The sequence below is a fragment of the Micromonospora sp. NBC_00898 genome (genome assembly GCF_045207895.1).
Taxonomy (GTDB): domain Bacteria; phylum Actinomycetota; class Actinomycetes; order Mycobacteriales; family Micromonosporaceae; genus Micromonospora.
Window position 1 is genome coordinate 1,971,900 of record NZ_CP108775.1, and the last position, 18,974, is coordinate 1,990,873.

The following is an 18,974-nucleotide window of genomic DNA, read 5'->3' on the forward strand; positions in this document are numbered from 1 at the left end:
CGGCGGGCGTGGAGGTCAGTCGAGGCCGAGACCCCTCCGGCCCGTGTCGTTCAGGTCGTCGAGGTGGAAGCGGTTGGTCCAGGTGCGCTCGTAGTGTTCCTCGGGGAAGTCCGTGGGGCTGGACCCGGTGACGAAGGCCGCGCGCACCGACGCGCTGTACGCCTCGTTGCGGCGGCACCAGGGGGCGGCGGGAATGTACATCACGTTGCCCCAGCCCTGCTGGTCGGTGACCGGCGCGACGCTGTGGATCATGTCGCAGTGCCACCAGACGGAGTCGCCGGCCCGCACGTCCGGGATGCCGCTCACCGCCTCCATCAGCAGCGGGTGCCACCTCTCGCTGGCCGGGAAGACCTGGTTGACGGTGACGCCGCACATGTCGTCGTCCGGCACGTCGGACAGCAGCGGGCGCAGCATCAGGTACGCCATGGCGCCGGGAATCGGGACGGTGTGCAGCACCCCCTGGTCGTGCGCCATGTCCGACAGGGCGGTCCAGCCCTGGAAGGTCCGGAAGGCCGAGCACATCGTCGAGCCGGGGTACTGCGGACCGGCGGTGCGGTAGGCGGCGTCCCACGGGTCGTACTGCTCGACGGTGCCGTCGAACAGGTGCCGGAACGCCTTCTGGTAGGCCTGGGTCATCCACAGGTCGAGGTTGCCCGGGTCGAGGTGGGTGCCGAGGCCGGTGGAGTTGGTGCCCGGCGGGCGGCGGCGGATCCGGTCCGGGTACAGCGAGTCGCGGTCCGGGTCGAACCACCACACGCCCTCGGACTCGTGCTTCCACTGGCTGTTGAGGAACGCCTGGACCCGCGCCATGCGGTCGCTCTGGCGGGCCTGCATCTGCGCCGGCGACCAGTAGACGGGGTAGATCTCGGGCTTGGAGCCGACGCTGCCGAAGAAATCGTCGCCCGGGCCGCGGTAGTTCTCGAAGAACCTGTTGCTCTCGACGTACCGCATGATGTCGCGGTCCCAGGTCAGCGCCTGCTCCCGCGCGAAGTGTCCGCGCACGACGAGACACCCACGGCGGCGCAGCAGCGCGAGCGCGTCGGCGGGCACGGTGTCGGCCGCGATGTCGGCGTAGTCGATGACCGGCCAGACGGTCTCCGTACGCTCGCGCGCGGCCCGGATGTCGTCGACCTCGGCCTTGATCCGCTGCTCGACGACGGCGAAGACCTCCTCGACGGTGCGGCCGGAGGCGGCGATCCGGGCCCGGATCGCGGCCTTGATCTCTCGGATGGCGGCCGGCAGGTCCGTCGGCGGCCGCTCCCAGTGCGGCAGGGCGGGCAGCGTGCCCGGGGCGAGCAGGGGTGACGACGACACGGCGGCGCTCCTTCTAGTCAAGTCTCCTTACCTAAAGCGACTGTAGGGGCGGGCCTCCTTCTAGGCAAGAGCCTTGCCTAGAATTGGCGCGTGGATCCGGCGAAGCCTGCCCAGGACCTGGCGCGTGCCCTGACCGACGAGCGGGTGCTGCGTGCCCTCATGCGCGAGAGGCGGCTGACCCGAGCCGAGCTGGCAGCCCGGATCGGCATCTCGAAGCCGACCGCGGGCGAGAGCGTGCGGCGGCTGACCGAGCTCGGTCTCGTGGCCGACACCGGCGAACGCACCCCCGGTGGCCGCGGCCGCGGCCGGGTCGGCTCGTACTACGCCCTGGCCGCCGACGTCGGCGCCGCCCTGGCGGTGAGCATCGCGCCCGAGGGCGTCGTGGCCGAACGCGTGGACGTCTACGGTGACATCGTGTGCCGGGCCGAACGGAGGATCAGCCGACCAGCCCAGCCCGCGCAGGTGGCCGCGGCCCTGCGCATCGTGGCCGCGGAAACCCACGAGGGCGCCGGCCGGCCGCCCCGGCTGGCGGTCGTGAGCGCCGCCGATCCGGTCGACCGCGCCACCGGCCGGCTGACCCAGCTGCCCGACGCGCCGTTCCTCATCGGCGAGCTCGATCCCGTCGACGTCCTGGCGCCGCACGTCCACGGACCGGTCACCGTCGACAACGACGTGAACTGGGCCGCGCAGGCCGAGCGTGAGCACGACGGCCTGCCGCTCGACGACTTCGCCTACCTGTTCCTCGGCGAGGGGCTCGGCTGCGCCATCGTCAACGACGGCGAGGTCCGGCGCGGCGGCACCGGCCTGGCCGGCGAGATCGCCCACCTCGTCACCATCGGTCCGCACGGGCGCGCGATGCCGCTGGTCGAGGTGTTCGACGCACTCGGCCTGCGGCAGTCACGGTCCACCGCCATCGACGTGGACCGCCTGCTCACCGCCGCCACCGCGGCCACCTCCGAGGCGATGGCCACCCGCCACGCTCTCGGCCGGGCCGTCAGCGGCGTCCTCGCCGCCGTCGTCGCCCTGACCGATCCGAAGGTCGTCGTCATCGGCGGCGGGTGGGGCAGCAACCCCGTCATCCTCGACACCATCCGCACGACCGTCGCCGCCGGCCCACGCCACGTCCCCGTCCGGGCCGCCGAGGTGACCGTTGAGCCGGCGCTGGCCGGCGCGCGCACGGATGCGCTCCACCGGCTGCGCTCGGCCGTCGTCGCCGCCGGGCGCCGCACCGCACCCGACGGTACGGACGACCACCGACCGCCCGCGGATCTGATCGCGTAGCGCTCGCCACTGCCGACGGCCCCCGGGTCGGCGCAGGTGGAGCGGCGCGGCCGCGTTGACGTGTGGGGGTGCGGTGCGGCGTCATCGCCGCCGTTTCAGGCCGCCGGTCCGGCGGGCTCCAGGGCGGCCCGCCAGCTCCAGTTGGTGCGTCGGGGCGGGTCGCCCAGCGCCGCGCGGCCGGTCATCCAGAGCAGCACCTCCGCCGGGTCGCCGGCGGGGGCGTCGGGGAACAGCCGTGCCAGCACTGCGGCGCCGAGCCGGACCGGTGGCTGCCAGGGCAGGTCGAGCCCCCGGGTGATGTCGTACGTGTGCAGCAGGGTCTCCGCCACGCCCATCGCCGCGAACCCGCCCGGGTCGCAGGGCCCCCAGTGCCAGGCGCGCGCCGCCGGGTCGGCGGTGTCCACGGCGGCGGCGAGCAGCCCCGCGCTCGCGTTCGCCACCGTCAGCACGTCCGCCGGGGTGGCGTCCGCACTGACCCGAAGGTCGAACGGCAGGTAGCCGGAGGTGGGCCGGCCCGCCACCTGCCCGGCATAGCCGAGCAGGTCGTGGGCGACATGGGCGGCGGTGGTCCAGCAGGACCAGTCGAGGCCGCCGGCGGGCACCGACCAATCCTCGTCGGCCGCCGGGCGCAGCACCAGGTCCATCTCCTCCGCCGCCGACCGCACGTCGGCCCCAGTCATCGCCATGCCGTCGATCCTGCCAGCAATCGCCCGGACCGGCGACCCGGCACATTAACGGTTAATCGTTACCGGTTATCCGATAATTAGGTCGGACATAAGCCGCATAATCTGCCTACATCATAATGACAGTTCTTGTGCGTAAGCAGGCAGGATGGTGTGGTCGGCGTCCTGGTCCCATGTCCTGTCTGTTGAGCGCCAGCCGCTCTTCATTGGCCGGTGACGCGGGCGTTCAGTAGGGACGACACCGTCCTTCAGTAAGCGCGTCACCGATCTTCGGTGGTTCGATCTTCAAGGGGCGCCGCAGAGGCTGCCTGAAAAACGATCGTTTCCTCGACAAGATCAAGACAAGGCCCGCCTGCCGGTCAGGGCTGTCCAACAAACCCGTCCAGAAAGTCGGCGTGTCCAACAAGCCGATCACAGGTTTGTCGGACACCCTGAACCGCATGACCGCTTCCACCTCCGCTCCGGACGATCCGCTCGCGCCGGCCCCGCTGTCCGGGGCGCTCGTTGGCTACGGCCGGGTGTCGACCCGGGAGCAGAACCTCGCTCGCCAGGAGGCGGCGTTGACCGCGGCCGGCTGCGCGCGTTGCTTCTTCGACAAGGCCTCGGGCAAGAACGCCGACCGGCCGGAGCTGGCCCGCATGTTCGACTACGTCCGCCCCGGCGACGCCCTGACCGTGGTGTCCCTCGATCGTCTCGGCCGCTCCCTGGAAGACCTCATCGCGATCGTCGGCCGGCTCAAGCGCCAGGGCGTGGGATTCCTGTCGCTGCACGAGAAGCTGGACACCACCACCGCCGGCGGCATGTTCGTCTTCCACGTCTTCGCCGCCCTGGCCGAGTTCATCCGCACCATCATCGTGGCCAACACCAACGAAGGCCTGGCCGCCGCCCGCGCCCGCGGGCAACGACTCGGCCGGCCGCCGGCGATGACCCCCGAGAGACTCGCCTACGCCCGCCAACTGCTCGCAGAGCCGGACCGCTCCATCAGCGCGATCGCCAAGCTCGTCGGCGTGTCCCGCAGCACGATCTACAAAGCGCTGCCCGAGCTGCTCCCGCCGCAGCTGGCGCAGCATCGCCTCGCCGCGCAGATCGCCGCACTGCCCGCCGACACCCGGCTCACGCCCGACCTGGCCGAGGACGACCGTCTGCTGAAAACTTCGCAGGCGTTCCCGACAACGTGATCCTTTTCCGCCGACTCAAAACCTGAGACCGGCAGGCCACGGGCGGCGAGCCGCGGCGGCCATGGACAGTGACGCGGTGGTTCAGGTTAGCGGTAGACCCGATCACCTACCTGTTCCAGCGGCTGGTGCCCAGCACGGCGGCAGGTGCCGCCCAGCCCTGCCGTTCGATCGGGCCATCAATTTCAATGACGCTCGCTGTCCGAGCCGAGCCAAGATCGTGATAACTGAGGGTGACTGTCTTGGTGCCCGAGCCGCCACGCGCATCGCGGCTCCGGATGCCCGACGTTCTAGGAAGTCGTCCTTACAGGACGATCCAGGGGGATGCCGATGAGGGGGATGCTTGCTCGATCAAGGCGAGATGCGAGGCTGAACAGGTGACTTACCCGCTCGCGCGCCGCGTCTACGACACCTGTCATCTGACCGGACGGTTCCGTCTCCGATCCGGGCAGGTCAGCGAGGAGTACTTCGATAAGTACCTGTTCGAGGGACAGCCGGATCTGTTGCGCGAGGTCGCCGAAGCGATGGTGGCCTTGCTCCCGGAGTGCGATGTGCTGGCGGGGATGGAGATGGGCGGCATCCCCCTTGCCACGGTGATGTCACAGCTGACCGGCCTGCCGACCGTCTTCGTCCGTAAGCAGGCCAAGGAATACGGCACCGGCAAGGCGGCCGAAGGCGGCCCGGTGGACGGCCGGCGCGTCGTGGTGATCGAGGACGTGGTGACCACCGGCGGGGCGTTACTGGCGTCGTGCCGGCAGCTGCGGGCCAATGGCGCCAAGGTTGACTCGGTGATCTGCGCCATCGATCGCGAGCAGGGTGGACGAGAGAATCTGGCGGCCGAAGCGCTGCGCTTACGCGCTGCCCTCACCCGTCGCGACCTGGAGTCCTCCTTGCTGGCGTGACAGCCGCGCCGCCGAACCTGCAGGATCAGCGGGTGAACATCGCACGCCGCATCATTGTCGCGCTCGACTTCGACAACGTTGACGACGCCGAGGCCATCGTCGACCGCTTGGGCGATACCGGCCAGTCCTACAAGGTGGGCTTGGAGTTGCTGACTGTCGCCGGCCCGACGCTGGCAACCAGGCTGGTCGGCGAGGGCAAGGATGTCTTCCTGGATCTCAAGCTGTTCGAGATCCCGACATCTGTTGCGGGTGCCGTCCGCGCAGCCGGCCGGCTCGGCGCCACCATGGTGACCGTGCATGCCATGGGAGGCTCCAAAATCATGGAGGCCGCGGTACGCGCAGCCGCCGACTTCCCGCAACTACACGTCATCGCGCTGACTGTCGTCACCAGCCTCACCGACACCGACCTCGCCGCCATCGGGCTGAGCGCCACGATCGAAGAGCAAGTAACCCGTCTGACCCGACTGGCCCAGCGCGCCGGTTGCCACGGAGTGGTCGCCTCACCGCAGGACGCGGCGTTGCTGCGCGCGGAACTCGGCCCGGACATGCTGATCGTCACTCCAGGAGTGACGTTGCAGGCCGAGTGGAACCCTCCAACCGAGCACGCCCGACCGGCGCATCCCGCGGCCGCGATCCGCGCGGGCGCAACGCACATCGTCATCGGTCGGTCCCTAACCCGGGCACCAGACCCGGCAGCCGTCCTCGCCCACCTCGAAGATGAGCTGGGTAGCTGCCAGCGGCCGACGACGTAGGGCCGCTACTGCTCGGGCGACCGGCGACGTACCCCTCTCGGCACGACCAGGCGGCGGCTTGAACCGGTTGTCGTGACACTGCGTAACGCGCGGTCGGCGGCAGATGCGCGCATCGACCCAAGCGCGCTATCCGGTCCGCACTGCCCTGCTCAAGGAGGCGGCGTACCGGTTCGCGGTGCCTTCAACGTCGGACATCGCCCGGTGCCGACGAGGCAGGTAGGAGGTAGCGCCACCGCCACCTGGAGGACTGCTTCCGCCCGTTGCCGATGCGCCAGAGGCTCAGGCGAAGTCGGGATGGTGGAGGTCGACCGTCACCGAGTTGCCCAGGTTGTTGGTGAACGTGGCAATCGAGCCGCGCACCTCCGCCTTCTCGAACGGGTTGGAGTCGGTCAGCGCCGCGATCCACATCAAGTTTCGGTTCTTGTCCAGCCGGGCGAAGAAGCCTTCGGAGCCGTGGGCTCCGTCACCGCCGCAGACGTAACCGGAACCGTCCGGTATTGGGACGTCCGCGCCGCGAAGGATGTCGACGTGGGTGACGTTGTCGGGGTCCTCGTCCAGCATGGCGTCCAGGTCGAGCGGCGGGCCGAGTTCGAACCCGTCCAACCTCGCTCCGCCGCTCAGTTCGACGGTGCGTGCAGCGCCGTCCGCCCAGTAGAGGCCGTCCCACCCAGGCGCGAGACCCGCGGTCCACAGTTGGACGATCTTGGTGGTCATCCCTTGCCGCCCCTTGTCTTCTACTCAGCTGCTCGAACCAGTCCTGCCAGTGCAGGTCGCCGTCCTCGTCGCGGTCGCGCTTGCTCGGCATTCGTCCCTTTCGCCACACACCTCGCGGCCAAGAGAGTGCAGGTGATCAAGCGGCGCCGTCAATCTGCCCGAGCCATCGACGGACCGCTGAGAAATCCGCTTCGGTCAGGCCCACGTATGGGTCGACACGTTGCAGCAGCGCCCGCACCGGGTGGTGTACTGCTACCCATCGCCGGTCAGCATCAGTTATCTCGTCGTCAAGCCAGACGAATGGGCGGCCGGCTGCCCACTGGGTAAGGAATCCGGTCTTCCAGTGCAGACCGTGCTCCGGATCCTCGTCGTCGTCCGGCCATTCGACGGCCGGCAGGTCCGGAAGCCCGAGCCGTGGCGAGATGACCTCGTTCGCCTCCGCCATCCATGTCGTCGCCCAGACCAACTGGCATCCCAGTGCCAACAGCCTCCGCCCGTCATCTGGGTCAAGCCGATCGAGCAGAGGGTTGCCAGTACCGTCCAGTGGCTGCACGACGGCACCGCCCAAAGAACGCTCGCGGCTAACCGGCCGGGCTTTGAACGGGATCAGCGGTCCGTCGACATCGACGAAGATCAAGGGGCTGTTGGCAAGGCCAGCCATCACGCTCGAACCGTACCGTGGGTCCATCCGGGCTGAGCCAGGTGCGCGCACTCTCCCGGGACGGACCGGCTGTTCGCTGCACGCGCCCCTCGTAACTCAGCGGGGACGCCCGGTCAGCGGCAAATGAGTGCGCCCGATCATGAGCCCTGGACGGCTGCAGTCGTAGCGACAGGGCCGGGCGTCTGGCCGCAGCCGCCCTGTCAGCGTTCGGCTGGCCTGGGCCTGCCCCGCCCCTTCAGCGGTGTACCGACCTCTCCGCCCGCCATGTCGGCCGGCGCTAGGCTGTCGATCGTCTCGATGAGGGGAGCGCTCGCGCTCGCCCGGGTCATGGCCCACTGCGGCGGCTCGCCCGCCGCGGCCGTGAGCTTCATTGCGCGGGCGGTCGCCGCCGATCCGCGCGATCCGGAGCCGTATTCGGCGCTGGAGAACCTGCGGCGGGAGCTGCCCGCCGAGGTCGCGGCCGTCGTGGCGGCGGCGAACACGATCGGACCGATGCTGGCCCGCGCCTACTTGTCCTTCGTCGACGGCAACATGGACGAGGCCGCGATGTCGCTCGGCGCGGTCACCGGCTACCAGCCGGATGTCCCGTGGGCGTCCGCGCCGTGGTTCGGCGACGAGCGATTCCTCGGTGCGGTGACCCCGGCCGCCTTCGCCGAGGCGACGATGCGCATCCGCGACTACGACCGTGACCTCGACACTGATGCTGTCCGCGAGTGCCTGGCCCCGTGGTTGCGGGCGATCGAGGCAGTCTGCGACCGGGATCCGGACCCCGATGCGATGGCTCGCATGGCGATCTTGCTGCGCGTGTGCGGCCGTATCGACGCGTCGTTCGCCTTGTGCGACCGGGCCGACGCCGTGCGGCGCGTGATGTTCACCGAGGTTGTCCGCGCCGGCACCTGGCGTCACGTCGGCAACCGTGCCGAGACGGCCGCTGCCTTCCGGCGTGCCCTGGCGCTCGACCCGGCCAACTGGTCGCTGTACCTCGACCTGGCCGATCTCGCTGCCGAGAATGGCGACTTCGCCGAGGCCGCCGCACTGGCCACTCGTGGCGAGGAGCTCGAGCCGGACGACGTCACGATGCGGGCGGCCGCCGCCGCGTATCGTGCCCGCTCGACGGGATCGGTTGCCGACCTGGACACGCTCACTGAACTGGCGCCGCAGGTGCCCGAACCCTACCGCCGGACGCTCATCGACTACGCCCGCGACATCTAAGACAGCTCACAAGTCTCGATGTTCGCGAACTCCGGCGCCGCCTCGAACGCTGCCGCCCCTGGATGCCAACCTCGCCCGTCCATCTACGCGCGGCGATGGTCCGCAGGAGCCGTGCGCACGGTCGGCGGCAGTTGAGTACGCCCGGCGGTGGCGCTCTTCGGCCAACCGGGAAACCCGTGGCCCGAGGTTTACTTGACCCTCGACCCGGTCGAGGGCTCACTCTGCATGGGTGACGTCCGGAGAACGCGACAAGCGAACAGACCCGCTCTTGATTAGCCTGGAATTGCTGCAGCCGATACTGCGGGCCGGCTGGGGAGCGGATACCTGCGACCCGCATGATGTGCAGGACTGGCATCCAGACAACGCAGCCCGTGGTCAATGCGGAGTGACCGCACTGATCATTCAGGACCTGCTCGGCGGAGAACTGATCCTCGGTGAAGTCTTCGCCAGAGACGCCAAGGTCGGCTACCACTATTGGAATCGGTTACCCGACGGCCGCGACGTCGACCTCACCGCTGATCAGTTCTACCTGCAGGAAGTCGTTGTCGGCGGTCAGGTGCAGCAGCGCCCGCCCGGCCCTCCCCGGCGATGTCGCCAGCAGTACGAGATCTTGCGGCATCGTGTCCTCGCCACCCTGTACGGCAGCACGGCAGAGGAACCCGCGTAGCGGTGACAGTCGACCAACAGCCACGCGCACGGTCGGCGGCATGAACGGATGTCGGCAATGATGAGGCGGTCGGTTCGGTCGGAAGCGGGTGATGATGAGGCAACCAACACTGTTCCTGACTGTGGGACTCCCATGCACCGGGAAGACCACTGCCGCTCGGCGCATCGAGATCGAGCAGGAAGCGCTTCGTCTCACGAAGGACGAATGGGTGAAGGCTCTCTACGGGCACGAGAATCCGCCATCGGCTGGGGACGTGATCGAAGGACGGCTCATCCAGATCGGGCTGCGCGCCCTTGAACTGGGCAACAACGTCGTGATCGACTACGGCCTCTGGAGTCGAGACGAGCGCTCCGCTCTACGCCAGGCAGCAGCAGACCTAGGCGCGATGGTGGAGATGCGCTACTTCAAACTCACCCCAGCCGAGCAGCGGAGACGACTTGATCAGCGCCAAGCCGAAGCGCCACACACGACTTGGCCTATGTCCGACGACGAACTCGCCGAGTGGGCTGCCAACATCGAGATTCCAACGCGAGGCGAACTCGACGGCAGTGAACCCATTGATGACCCACCGGCTGGATTCGCGACATGGGACGAGTGGCGCGGATACCGCTGGCCGCCATCGGTCTCCTGACGCCTGCTCCTCGCAGCGCTGCCACTACCGCTCATCGGCAAGTTCGGATGTCGGGCGGCGCGAAGATCGGCGACTGAACGTAACGGTTCGCGGCGGCAGCGCGCACGGTCGGCGGCAGATGCGCGCACCTGACCTTGGTCCGGACGCCGGCGGCGACCGGCTACCCGCTGTGATCTAGTCGCCGGAGAAACCCCAGAAGTAGATTTCACTGGGATTGCCTTCAGTGTCGTGCAAGACCGCGCACCGGCCGAACCAGCTTCGCGGGGCGAGCGGTTTGAGCGCCTCGACGTGCGACCGGGTCAGCTTGGTGACGCCTAGGTGCTCGAGCGCCTCCGCCTTGACGATCGGCTGGACCGTCCCATAGTCGGGCTCATCGCCGTCGGCCAATACCCGAGACATGTCCAATATCGAGTGCGTACCGGACTCTTGGACGGACTCGTCCGCCCATAGCTCCGCCTCCGTCCGCGGCCGATTCGGGAAGTCTGCGGCGGACTTGCCGTACTCATACGGCGCTGCCCACCAGTAGTCGCCGGTCTCGAAAACCTGCCGCCGTAGTCCGTCCAACGCGACTTGGAGATCCGGCTGATATGCGACGTAGTAGTGCCACCCGGACGCGCCCACGGTAACCTCCTTGATCTTGGAGCACGCTAGCCGGAGGGCAGGCGGGTGTCCACCCGCCAGCAACGCACTCACGGGCGTTTCAAGATCATTGATCTTGGGCTGGTGGGGTCGGTGAGCTGCTCGGGACGGGTCGCGTGTGGACGGTGATGTCTGCCGCGGTCTGCTCGTCGGCGGTGTGTCGCTCAGTCGATAGGGGCGAAGCTCCGGTATGACATGGGGTCCTCTCACAGATCCACGTCACCCCGGAGCTTCGTTGTGGACCAGTCTGCCATCAGGGTCGTCGAGGCGCCGGCCCTAGCGTCCGAGGTTTGCCTTCCCGCGACGGCGGGGCGGGTTGGACTGCTCGAACTGTTCGCCGCGGTGTCGGACGGGCGCTCGGAGCAGGGCCGGGATCACCCGGTCGCGGTGGTCCTGGCGTTGGCCGCGGGAGCGGTCGTGGCCGGGATGCGTGGCTACACCGCGATCGCCGGCTGGGTCGCCGACGTGCCCGAGGCGCTGCGGCGGCGCCTGTACGAACGCGGCGGTGGCAAGCCCACGGTCAGGTTCCCGCCGTCGAAGGCGACGATCTGGCGGGTCGTCACCGACACGGACGCGCAGACATTCGACCAGGTGGTGGGGACCTGGCTGATGACCCGAATGGCCGATGAGCGCCCGGATACCGCACCCGACGCCGCCGGTGAGCCCGACGGTAGTGGCCCGTCGGGGTTGATGCAGGTACGCCTCGACGGCAAGGTGGTCCGCGGCGCCACCGACGCCGACGGCACCCAGGTTCACCTCCTCGCGGCGTTGGCCGGCCGGCCCGGCGACGTCACGGTCGTCGCCGCGCAGACCCAGATCGACACCAAGTCCAACGAGGTGCCGCACGCCACCGAGGTTCTGGACCGGATCCGGGATCTACGCGATGCGGTGGTCACCGCCGATGCGTTACACACCGTCAAGGCGACCGCGGCGCACATCCACGCCCGCGACGGCTTCTACGTGTTGCCCGTCAAGGAGAACCGCCAAGCCCTCTACACCGCGGTCAACGCCCTGCCCTGGTCGCAGACCCCGATCACGTACTGCCACACCGACATCGGCCACGCCCGGATCACCCGACGCACGATCCGGGTGCTTCCCGCGCCACCCGACCTGCCGTTCCCCCACGCCGCACAGGTCTACCTCGTCGAACGCTACGTCACCGACCTGGCCGGAGAGCACCCCAGCGCCGCCGCCGCGCTCGGCGTCACCAACCTACCCGCCACCGTCGCCAGCCCCGCCGACCTGGCCGGCTACACCCAAAGCCACTGGGGCGTCGAGTCATTGCACTGGCTGCGCGACACCCTCTACGCCGAAGACGCCTCCACCACCCGAACCCGCTCCGGCCCCCGCATCATGGCCACCCTCCGCAACCTCGCCATCGGAGCAATACGCCTGGCCGGACGCCACGACATCACCGAAGCCACCCGCTGGGCCAGCCGCGACATGCACCGACCCTTCACCATCCTCCAACTCACCACATGATCTTGAAACGACCGTGGCAACGCACTCAACTCGGCTGACTGTGCGCAACAGCCGAGCAGCCAACGCCCGATCAGCGGCATGTCAGTGCGTTCGACCATCGTGCGTCGCCGCAACAGGAACCAATCGCTAGACGCACAGCCTTAGCCGGTAATGGACTGTCGGACCCCCGTGTGATCCTGAAGCCGTGGTCGTCGTTTTCGATGCCGAGTTGTGGATCTGGGATGCCCGGCGCGCCGACAGCTGGACCTTCGTCAGCCTGCCGGCCGAGGCATCCGAGGAGATCCGTGACCTGGCTGGCGGATCGCGTCGTGGCTTCGGTTCACTGCGAGTGCGTGCGACGGTCGGCGGCAGCACGTGGGTGACCTCGATCTTCCCGGGCAGCGGGGGCGGCACCTACGTGCTGCCGATCAAGCGCCCCGTCCGCAAGGCCGAAGCGCTCGACGTGGGTGACATCGAGACCGTGACCGTCGAGCTCATCGACATTTGACCACCGGCGACAAGCACCATCAACGCACGATCAGCGGCAGAAGCGGATGCTGCGCGGGCTGGCCAGATGCGTCGGCTGCTGCCCCCGCTGTTGTGCTACGGGGCAACGTGAGCGGTTACATGATCCAACGGCGCGATGGAACTCACCAAGCAGTTCAGCGAGCAACGATACGCTCGGGCGCTGGAGTCATGGACCTGGCTGGATCTCGACGGTAAGGCTCCGCGGTTTACCTCGCTGTTCGGCGATGTGTTCCTTGAGTCTGCGGACGGGGCATGGTGGTTCCTCGACAGCTTCGAAGGGCACCTCGTACGGGGGTGGAACACCCGTGCCGACCTCACTGCCGAGCTGGACACCGAGGCTGGCCAGGACAGGTACCTTCTGGCCAGCCTCGCTATGGCCGCATACCACCGGCGCGGGCTTCGGCTGGACGCCGGCCAGATCTATGCCTACGCGCCGCCGCCGATCGTCACCGGCAGTTTCGACGTCGACCAAATTGAGGTGTTCGACTTCGTTGCGGTGGTCAATACCGCTGGCCAGCTCCACGAGCAGCTACGGAGCAAGCCCAGTTAGGAGCTGGCCCATCGAAACCGGTCGGCAGACCCGCCCGTGGTGCCCGCCACGGCACTGGTCGCGGCAACCAGCGACGAACGCGCTCACATCGGCAAATGAGGACGGGGACGGCGTCCGCGGTCTGACGCGCTCATCGCGGCAGATCCGGATGCCGCCGGATTGCTGTGCCCGCTCTGCGTGCCGCCCTGCAGTGGGATCGGCGCTGACTCCGCGCGGCGCGAGGACCTGCGGCTGCTATCCCGCGAGCACGACCAGGCGGACGTGCACGATGTCGTCGAGGGCAATCTCCTCTTTGTTGCGCACCGAGTCCCGCAGCGGCAGCACGTAGCCGCCGCCCTTGGGGAACAACGAGGTCCGCCATCGGCTTCGCCCGAGCCGAACCTCGACGGGCACCATGCCCCAGCCGTACGTGACCGCCGATGCCAACTGGCGCACGACGTCGGTTCACTCGCGCGGGACCGTCACGAAGTGGTACGGGGACGTCCCTCGCCATTCCCACACGACGCCCTCGAACTCGCACTCCATCAGCATCAGGCGACGCAGAACTCGTTGCCCTCGGGGTCCTGCATGACGACGTGTCCCAAGGCGTCGCCGTACCACTCCTCGCGGACCACCGTCGCGCCGGCGGCTACCAGCTCGGGCACCTTCTGCCGGATCAGTCGTGCGCGCTCGGCCATGTCCCAGGGGCCTGGACCCGCCACCCGGACGTCGATATGCATCCGGTTCTTGGCGGACTTGCCCTCGGGGTCATATCGGAACAATCGGATATCTTTTGCGAAGTGCATAGGGCAACCTTGACAAACCGTGACTGGATAGGTCGTCAGGCGGTTGTGGTGTCTGTTGTGGAGGCTGGTAGCTTGGCGGGTTGTGCCTGCCGAGTCGTTGCCGTCGTATGACGAGCTGGTTGCGCACGTCGTGGAGTTGACCGCCCGGTTGGAGCAGGCTCTCGCGCGGGTTGCGGATCTGGAAGCCCGGTTGAAGTTGTCGTCGTCGAACTCGTCGAAGCCTCCCTCGTCGGACGGGTTGGCCAAGCCGGCGCCGAAGTCGTTGCGCGGGCGGTCGGGTCGGGGTCCGGGACGGCCGAAGGGTCAGGACGGTGTCACCTTGGAACGGGTGGCGGACCCGGACGTGGTGCTCCGGCACCGGCCCGCGGTTTGCGCCGGGTGCGGGAAGAGCCTGGCGGCGGCTACCGAGATCGAGGTGACCCGGCGGCAGGTGATCGACCTTCCGGAGCCGAAGCCTCAGGTGACCGAGCATCAGCTGATCACTTTGGCCTGTGCGTGTGGGCATCACACCACCGCGCCCGCGCCGCCAGAGGCGTCCGCGCCGGTCGTGTACGGGCCGCGTCTGGCCGGGATCGGCGTCTACCTGCTGCACGGGCAGTTCCTGTCGGTGTCACGCACGGCGGCGGCGATCAAGGACCTGTTCGGGGTGCCGGTCGCGGCGGGCACCGTGGCCGGCTGGGTGAAACGCACCGCCCTGGGCATCATCGACCGCGTGCTGCCGGTGATCGCCGGACGCGTCGCCGCCGCACCGGTAGCCCATTTCGGCGAGACCGGGATGCGCACCGCAGGCCGTCTCGCGTGGCTGCACTCCGCCTCCACACCCACCGACGTGCTCCTCGCCGTGCACCCGAAACGCGGCACCATCGCGATGGACGAGATCGGGATCCTCCCGCGGTTCCGCGGGGTCGCGGTGCATGACGCGTGGGCGCCGTACGACACCTACACCGACGCGGTCTGAGCTTCCACCCCGGGACCGGACACCGGGGTTCTCACGCTGCGAGGGCGTGGGTGTGACGATACCCGAGGCGGGCCTCGGTGGGTGTGCGGTATCCAATGGTCGAATGTAGACGGTTTGTGTTGTAGTAGGCCAGGTAGGCGAAGACCGCTTGGCGAGCGGCGGCGCGGGTGGGCCAGACCTTGGTGCCGACCTCGGTTTTCAGGGTCGCGAAGAAGCTTTCCGCGGCCGCATTGTCATAGCAAGATCCAGTACGGCCCATCGATGCCCGTAGCCGATGTCTGCGCAGGCAGCGGCGGAACTCGGTGGAGGTGTACTGGGCGATCCGCGGTCCGAGTGGAAGATCGCGCCCTTGCCGGTCAGGCCCCGGCGGGCGGCCAGGGTGATCGCGTTGCAGGCCAGCTCGGCGCGCATGTGCTCGGCCATCGCGTGCCCGACCACCTCGCGGGTGTGCAGGTCGATGACGGTGGCCAGATACAGCCAGCCCTCCTCGGTGGGCAGGTACGTGATGTCGCCGACCAGCTTCTCGCCCGGCGCGGCGGCGGTGAAGCCCCTGCCGAGCAGATCCGGGGCCGGTGGCGCGGTCACATCCTGCTTGGTCAGCGATCGGCGTCGCCGGCGCGTGAAGCCCACGATCCCACGCTGACGCATGATCCGCTCGACCTTCTTGCGGTTGACCCGCCGGCCGCGCCGGCGTAGCTCCACCGTCACGCGCGGGGACCCGTACGCCTGTCGGTGCGCCGCGTGGATCGCGGTGATCTCCGCAGCGAGCGCGTCCTCGTCCTGCTCACGCTGCTCGCGGGCCTCCGCGGCGTGCAACCACTCGTAGAAGCCCTGGCGGCGCACCCGCAGGACTCGACACAGCCGCGTGACGCCGTAGGTGGCGCGCTCGGCGGAGATGAAGCGGTAGCGGCTGGTCAATGCCCCATCTCCTTGGCAAAATATTGGGCTGCCTTGCGGAGAATGTCCTTCTCCAGCTCCAGCTCCCGCACCCGAGCACGCAGCTTGCGCAGCTCTTCGCGCTCGGTGAGCGTCAACTCGGGCTCCGCGGACCGGCCGCCGGCCTCCCTACGCTCCTCGGCCCGGACCCAACCACGCAGCGTCTCATGGTTGACGCCCAGGTCACGGGCTATCTGCCGCAACGGCGAGTCCGACGAACGGACCAACGCCACCGCGTCCTTACGGAACTGCTCGGTGTACTGCGAGGGACGTGCCACCAGGGCATCCTTCCTCCTGGCTCATCTGCCAGGGATCAGGGTGTCCGGCCCGAGGGGGGAAGCTCACTCCACGCGCTGTGCAACGCCCACGCGCTCCGCGAGTTGATCTATGTCACCGACACCGCCACCGGCCTGGTCGCCGACCTCGCCGGCCAGGCCATCAGCGCCCTGCGGCAGCTGAACCAGCTCGTCGGCACCGCGCACACCGCCGACGCCACACCTGATCAGGCCGACCTCGCCTACCACCTGCACCTGTTGCGCAGCGCGGTCGTGCTCGGCGCCCAAGCCACCGCCGAACGCGCGAGCAAGCTCGAACGCAAGCATCACGCCCTGTTCGTCCGGCTGCGTGACCGCCGCGACGACTACCTGCGCTTCGTCACCAACCCCGCCGTCCCGTTCGACAACAACCCGGCCGAGCGGACCATCCGCATGCCGAAACTGAGGATCAAAGTCTCCGGCAGCATGCGCACCCTCACGGGAGCCGAACACTTCGCTGCGATCCGCAGCTACACAGCCACCGCCACCCGAAACGGCCTCGGCATGCTCGACGCCCTCATCACCGCCGCCGCCGGCAACCCCTGGATCCCCACCACCGCCTGACCACCGGCTCCAACGCGCCTCGATTCAGGGACCTATCCAGTTACGACAAACCAAGAACCGAACCAGCTTCAAATTCCGGCCAACGTCAGCACGTGATCGAATCCGCGAAGCTGGGCAGGCAAACTCGTCATCGGTAGTACCAGGGCCGGTATGCCGGCGGCCACGGAACCGCCGTCGCCGCTGGGATGGTCGCCGACCATCAGCGTCCGATCTGGCTGTGCCTCCAGGGCATCGAGTGCGGTGCGCCAGATCTGTACATCGGGTTTGACGAAGCCGACCTCGTAGGAAAGTACGAATGCATCGATGTAGCGGTCAAGCCCGTGCCGGGCAAAGCATTTGCGAATATCCCAGCCAATGTTGCTGACCACGCCAAGGCGAATATCGCGGGCGCTCAGGGCGGCGAGAGTGGATGACGTGTCCGCGTATGGCTCGAGTGCTTCGGCGTGCGTTTCGTGCAGGGCTCGCGCAAACGGCAGGTCCACCCCACGGATCTGCTGCAGGACAGCCAAAATCGCCCGGTCCCACACCTGCGGGTCCAAGTCTCGGGCGATATGAGCAGGGTCCGTAGCCGTTGTCCGCAACAACTCAGCGAAATCCGCGGCGATGCGCTGAGCGTCACCGGCGGCCACCTCCCGGCCGATCAATGCCGCCGCGCTGCCGACCCAGCGGTTAGGGTCTCTGGCGAACAGGGTCCAAGCGAAGTCGAACAGGACGGTTGTCACGGGTTTCGAAGCCACCAGGTCACCCTAGATCAGCAGGACGACTCCCGTGGGGCCATGATGCTCCTGACTGCACTCGACGGGACGGTACGCGGGCCTGCCGCAAAGCGCGCGATGCGCAGGGGCCGTCGGTCTTGCGATGGTCGGCGATCGCACCGATGCCCACCACCCGCTTGACCTCTTCATCGCGTGCGGTGCCGCTTGCCGTACAGGCGATGTCGATCACACGGCGCCGACCGGAGCTGCACCCGGTCGCGGAGCAGAGCCTGGCCGTGCTGTTCCGGCAGGCGCAGCGGGACCTCACGACGATCCTCGAACGCCACGACTGGGTCATCGACCGGCCGGCCGACGTGGAGACCCGCACGTTCTGGAGCACCGTCTTCGGGGCGCGGCTGATCTCCGAGTCGGGGTTCGGCGGCCGGTCAAGCGACATCGACCTCGCCGGCGTACTCACCATTCGGGCAAGATCTGCGGATCGCTGAGCGACGCGCTCGGGATGACAGGCCGCAGGGCAACGGGGTCGCGGCTGCCGCAAGCTGGCAGTACCCGTCGGGCACACCCGGCACACGAGCTTGCCGAAGAGCGGATGTGTATGAGTTGATCGCTGCACCTCGCTACAACGTCCGTAGCTGGCGCGGGCCGGTCGTCCTGGTCAGGTCGGTGTGGGTGCAAGGAACTCGCGTGCGCCTCGTAGGCGGGTGTTCAACCGCGCTTGGGTGTTGGTGCTGTCCAACCGCACGTCGATGGGTCCGGGGAGGTCGGTGCCGGCGCGTAGCCCGGTAGGAAGGGTGGCTTGGTCGAGACCGTCCCGGCGTGCGATTAGCATGCCGAGCTCGTAGCGGCTGATGGCGTCCTTGCCGGCGACGTGGTGGATCCCGGAGTACGGCGAAGCGGCCAGTTCGAGTAGGGCGGAGGCGAGGTCGGTGACATGCACCGGGCATCGCACGTCATCGGTGAAGAGGGCACCGCTCACGGCACCGGCTGCCAGTGCGTGCACGTGTCTCTCGTGCTGGGAATCGCCGTCACCGATGATCAGCGAGGTCCGGGCGATGACGGCGGTCGGCGTTATGCCCTTGACCGCCGTCTCGGCGGCGCCTTTGGCGGCACCGTATGGTGTCGTGGGATCCGGGACGTGCGTCTCGTCGTAGCGGGCCGTTGTACCGGAGAAGACCGCATCGCTGGACACATGCACAAGGCGAGCTCCTACCACCGCCGCTGCGAGGGCGACGTGCATGCCGCCTTCGGCTGTGGTTGCCCAGTCAGATTGCCGGTAGGCGGCATTGACGATCACATCAGGCCGTGCCGCGAGGACCAAGGCCTTGACGTCGTCGCAGTGGCGGATATCCAGATTCCTCCAGTCAACGTCAGCGACGGCGGGAACGCGACTGTGGAAGGTCGCCGCGACGCTATGACCGGCGCGACGAGCCTGACGGATGATTTCCAGTCCGAGAAAGCCGCTGCCACCCACCACGAGAAGATCCACTCGGTCACGGTATAGCGTTCCGTCCGTTTCGAGCTACTCGGCGGA

General features: G+C 68.4%; 25 protein-coding genes and 1 pseudogene. 14 read left to right on the forward strand and 12 right to left on the reverse strand.

Annotated features, from left to right (window positions below; all coding sequences use genetic code 11):
- Positions 1 to 15: 15 nt before the first annotated feature.
- Positions 16 to 1,314, reverse strand: coding sequence for a YbiU family protein (locus OG799_RS09480; RefSeq protein WP_406044664.1), 1,299 nt, complete (start codon positions 1,312 to 1,314; stop codon positions 16 to 18).
- 90 nt (positions 1,315 to 1,404) lie between these two features.
- Between OG799_RS09480 and OG799_RS09485 the strand changes: the two genes are divergently transcribed.
- Positions 1,405 to 2,595 (forward strand): ROK family transcriptional regulator, encoded by a 1,191-nt coding sequence (locus OG799_RS09485; protein WP_406044665.1) that lies wholly within the window; start codon positions 1,405 to 1,407, stop codon positions 2,593 to 2,595.
- A gap of 95 nt (positions 2,596 to 2,690) precedes the next feature.
- On the opposite strand, the gene OG799_RS09490 is transcribed toward OG799_RS09485, so the two are convergent.
- A complete protein-coding gene (locus OG799_RS09490) occupies positions 2,691 to 3,275 on the reverse strand; it encodes a maleylpyruvate isomerase N-terminal domain-containing protein (RefSeq protein ID WP_406046250.1) in 585 nt (194 codons plus the stop codon).
- Between the two features lie 443 nt (positions 3,276 to 3,718).
- Here OG799_RS09490 and OG799_RS09495 point away from each other — a divergent pair, with 443 nt between their 5' ends.
- From OG799_RS09495 to pyrF, 3 genes are all read left to right on the forward strand, one after another.
- Complete coding sequence (locus OG799_RS09495; protein WP_406044666.1) at positions 3,719 to 4,456, forward strand: recombinase family protein; 738 nt, start codon at positions 3,719 to 3,721, stop codon at positions 4,454 to 4,456.
- A gap of 374 nt (positions 4,457 to 4,830) precedes the next feature.
- Complete coding sequence (gene pyrE / locus OG799_RS09500) at positions 4,831 to 5,355, forward strand: orotate phosphoribosyltransferase (protein ID WP_406044667.1); 525 nt, start codon at positions 4,831 to 4,833, stop codon at positions 5,353 to 5,355.
- A 32-nt stretch (positions 5,356 to 5,387) separates the two neighbouring features.
- Positions 5,388 to 6,107: an orotidine-5'-phosphate decarboxylase gene (gene pyrF / locus OG799_RS09505; protein WP_406044668.1), complete on the forward strand. Its 720-nt coding sequence runs from the start codon at positions 5,388 to 5,390 to the stop codon at positions 6,105 to 6,107.
- A 279-nt stretch (positions 6,108 to 6,386) separates the two neighbouring features.
- On the opposite strand, the gene OG799_RS09510 is transcribed toward pyrF, so the two are convergent.
- Both OG799_RS09510 and OG799_RS09515 read right to left on the reverse strand, forming a co-directional pair.
- Entirely contained in the window at positions 6,387 to 6,821 is a 435-nt protein-coding gene (locus OG799_RS09510; RefSeq protein ID WP_406044669.1) for a hypothetical protein, read from the reverse strand.
- Between the two features lie 136 nt (positions 6,822 to 6,957).
- Positions 6,958 to 7,482 carry an HAD domain-containing protein gene (locus OG799_RS09515; RefSeq protein WP_406046251.1) on the reverse strand — a complete coding sequence of 175 codons (525 nt, stop codon included), beginning with the start codon at positions 7,480 to 7,482 and terminating at the stop codon, positions 6,958 to 6,960.
- A 297-nt stretch (positions 7,483 to 7,779) separates the two neighbouring features.
- On the opposite strand from OG799_RS09515, the gene OG799_RS09520 reads away from it, so the two are divergent.
- From OG799_RS09520 to OG799_RS09530, 3 genes are all read left to right on the forward strand, one after another.
- Positions 7,780 to 8,694, forward strand: a complete 915-nt coding sequence (locus OG799_RS09520; RefSeq protein ID WP_406044670.1) for a tetratricopeptide repeat protein — start codon at positions 7,780 to 7,782, stop codon at positions 8,692 to 8,694.
- Between the two features lie 229 nt (positions 8,695 to 8,923).
- Positions 8,924 to 9,361 carry a hypothetical protein gene (locus tag OG799_RS09525; protein WP_406044671.1) on the forward strand — a complete coding sequence of 146 codons (438 nt, stop codon included), beginning with the start codon at positions 8,924 to 8,926 and terminating at the stop codon, positions 9,359 to 9,361.
- A gap of 94 nt (positions 9,362 to 9,455) precedes the next feature.
- On the forward strand, positions 9,456 to 9,992 hold the full coding sequence (locus tag OG799_RS09530; RefSeq protein WP_406046252.1) for an ATP-binding protein: 537 nt from the start codon (positions 9,456 to 9,458) through the stop codon (positions 9,990 to 9,992).
- 174 nt (positions 9,993 to 10,166) lie between these two features.
- On the opposite strand, the gene OG799_RS09535 is transcribed toward OG799_RS09530, so the two are convergent.
- Positions 10,167 to 10,613, reverse strand: coding sequence for a hypothetical protein (locus OG799_RS09535; RefSeq protein ID WP_406044672.1), 447 nt, complete (start codon positions 10,611 to 10,613; stop codon positions 10,167 to 10,169).
- Between the two features lie 255 nt (positions 10,614 to 10,868).
- Here OG799_RS09535 and OG799_RS09540 point away from each other — a divergent pair, with 255 nt between their 5' ends.
- The 3 genes from OG799_RS09540 (at position 10,869) to OG799_RS09550 (ending at position 13,170) form a co-directional block, all read left to right on the forward strand.
- Positions 10,869 to 12,113 (forward strand): ISAs1 family transposase, encoded by a 1,245-nt coding sequence (locus OG799_RS09540; RefSeq protein WP_406037500.1) that lies wholly within the window; start codon positions 10,869 to 10,871, stop codon positions 12,111 to 12,113.
- Between the two features lie 184 nt (positions 12,114 to 12,297).
- The gene (locus tag OG799_RS09545) at positions 12,298 to 12,600 is read left to right on the forward strand and encodes a DUF1905 domain-containing protein (RefSeq protein WP_406044673.1); all 303 of its coding nucleotides are present in this window, start codon (positions 12,298 to 12,300) and stop codon (positions 12,598 to 12,600) included.
- Positions 12,601 to 12,735: 135 nt separating this feature from the next.
- A complete protein-coding gene (locus tag OG799_RS09550) occupies positions 12,736 to 13,170 on the forward strand; it encodes a hypothetical protein (RefSeq protein ID WP_406044674.1) in 435 nt (144 codons plus the stop codon).
- A 234-nt stretch (positions 13,171 to 13,404) separates the two neighbouring features.
- Here the strand turns inward: OG799_RS09550 and OG799_RS09555 are convergent, their stop codons facing one another.
- Complete coding sequence (locus tag OG799_RS09555) at positions 13,405 to 13,605, reverse strand: DUF1905 domain-containing protein (RefSeq protein WP_406044675.1); 201 nt, start codon at positions 13,603 to 13,605, stop codon at positions 13,405 to 13,407.
- Positions 13,606 to 13,700: 95 nt separating this feature from the next.
- A complete protein-coding gene (locus OG799_RS09560; RefSeq protein ID WP_406044676.1) occupies positions 13,701 to 13,955 on the reverse strand; it encodes a VOC family protein in 255 nt (84 codons plus the stop codon).
- A gap of 82 nt (positions 13,956 to 14,037) precedes the next feature.
- Here OG799_RS09560 and OG799_RS09565 point away from each other — a divergent pair.
- A pseudogene (locus tag OG799_RS09565) lies at positions 14,038 to 14,256 on the forward strand (DUF6444 domain-containing protein); the annotation flags it as partial.
- Positions 14,257 to 14,283: 27 nt separating this feature from the next.
- Positions 14,284 to 14,913, forward strand: coding sequence for a transposase (locus OG799_RS09570; RefSeq protein WP_406046253.1), 630 nt, complete (start codon positions 14,284 to 14,286; stop codon positions 14,911 to 14,913).
- Between the two features lie 31 nt (positions 14,914 to 14,944).
- Here OG799_RS09570 and OG799_RS09575 read toward each other — a convergent pair whose 3' ends face one another.
- Genes OG799_RS09575 through OG799_RS09585 form a run of 3 tightly spaced genes read right to left on the reverse strand, consistent with a single transcriptional unit; the run spans position 14,945 to position 16,127 of the window.
- Positions 14,945 to 15,172, reverse strand: coding sequence for an integrase core domain-containing protein (locus OG799_RS09575; protein WP_406036429.1), 228 nt, complete (start codon positions 15,170 to 15,172; stop codon positions 14,945 to 14,947).
- Entirely contained in the window at positions 15,112 to 15,831 is a 720-nt protein-coding gene (locus OG799_RS09580) for an IS3 family transposase (RefSeq protein WP_406036428.1), read from the reverse strand. Before OG799_RS09580 ends, OG799_RS09575 begins: the two co-directional genes overlap by 61 nt.
- On the reverse strand, positions 15,828 to 16,127 hold the full coding sequence (locus OG799_RS09585; protein WP_406036412.1) for a transposase: 300 nt from the start codon (positions 16,125 to 16,127) through the stop codon (positions 15,828 to 15,830). The genes OG799_RS09580 and OG799_RS09585 overlap by 4 nt, the downstream gene beginning before the upstream one ends.
- Here OG799_RS09585 and OG799_RS09590 point away from each other — a divergent pair.
- Positions 16,017 to 16,727, forward strand: a complete 711-nt coding sequence (locus tag OG799_RS09590) for a transposase (RefSeq protein WP_406044677.1) — start codon at positions 16,017 to 16,019, stop codon at positions 16,725 to 16,727. The genes OG799_RS09585 and OG799_RS09590 overlap by 111 nt on opposite strands.
- A gap of 68 nt (positions 16,728 to 16,795) precedes the next feature.
- Here OG799_RS09590 and OG799_RS09595 read toward each other — a convergent pair whose 3' ends face one another.
- Positions 16,796 to 17,464: an HAD family hydrolase gene (locus OG799_RS09595; RefSeq protein WP_406044678.1), complete on the reverse strand. Its 669-nt coding sequence runs from the start codon at positions 17,462 to 17,464 to the stop codon at positions 16,796 to 16,798.
- A 140-nt stretch (positions 17,465 to 17,604) separates the two neighbouring features.
- Between OG799_RS09595 and OG799_RS09600 the strand changes: the two genes are divergently transcribed.
- Positions 17,605 to 17,928: a TetR/AcrR family transcriptional regulator C-terminal domain-containing protein gene (locus tag OG799_RS09600; protein ID WP_406044679.1), complete on the forward strand. Its 324-nt coding sequence runs from the start codon at positions 17,605 to 17,607 to the stop codon at positions 17,926 to 17,928.
- 170 nt (positions 17,929 to 18,098) lie between these two features.
- Here OG799_RS09600 and OG799_RS09605 read toward each other — a convergent pair whose 3' ends face one another.
- Positions 18,099 to 18,929: an SDR family oxidoreductase gene (locus OG799_RS09605; RefSeq protein WP_406044680.1), complete on the reverse strand. Its 831-nt coding sequence runs from the start codon at positions 18,927 to 18,929 to the stop codon at positions 18,099 to 18,101.
- Positions 18,930 to 18,974: the final 45 nt, after the last annotated feature.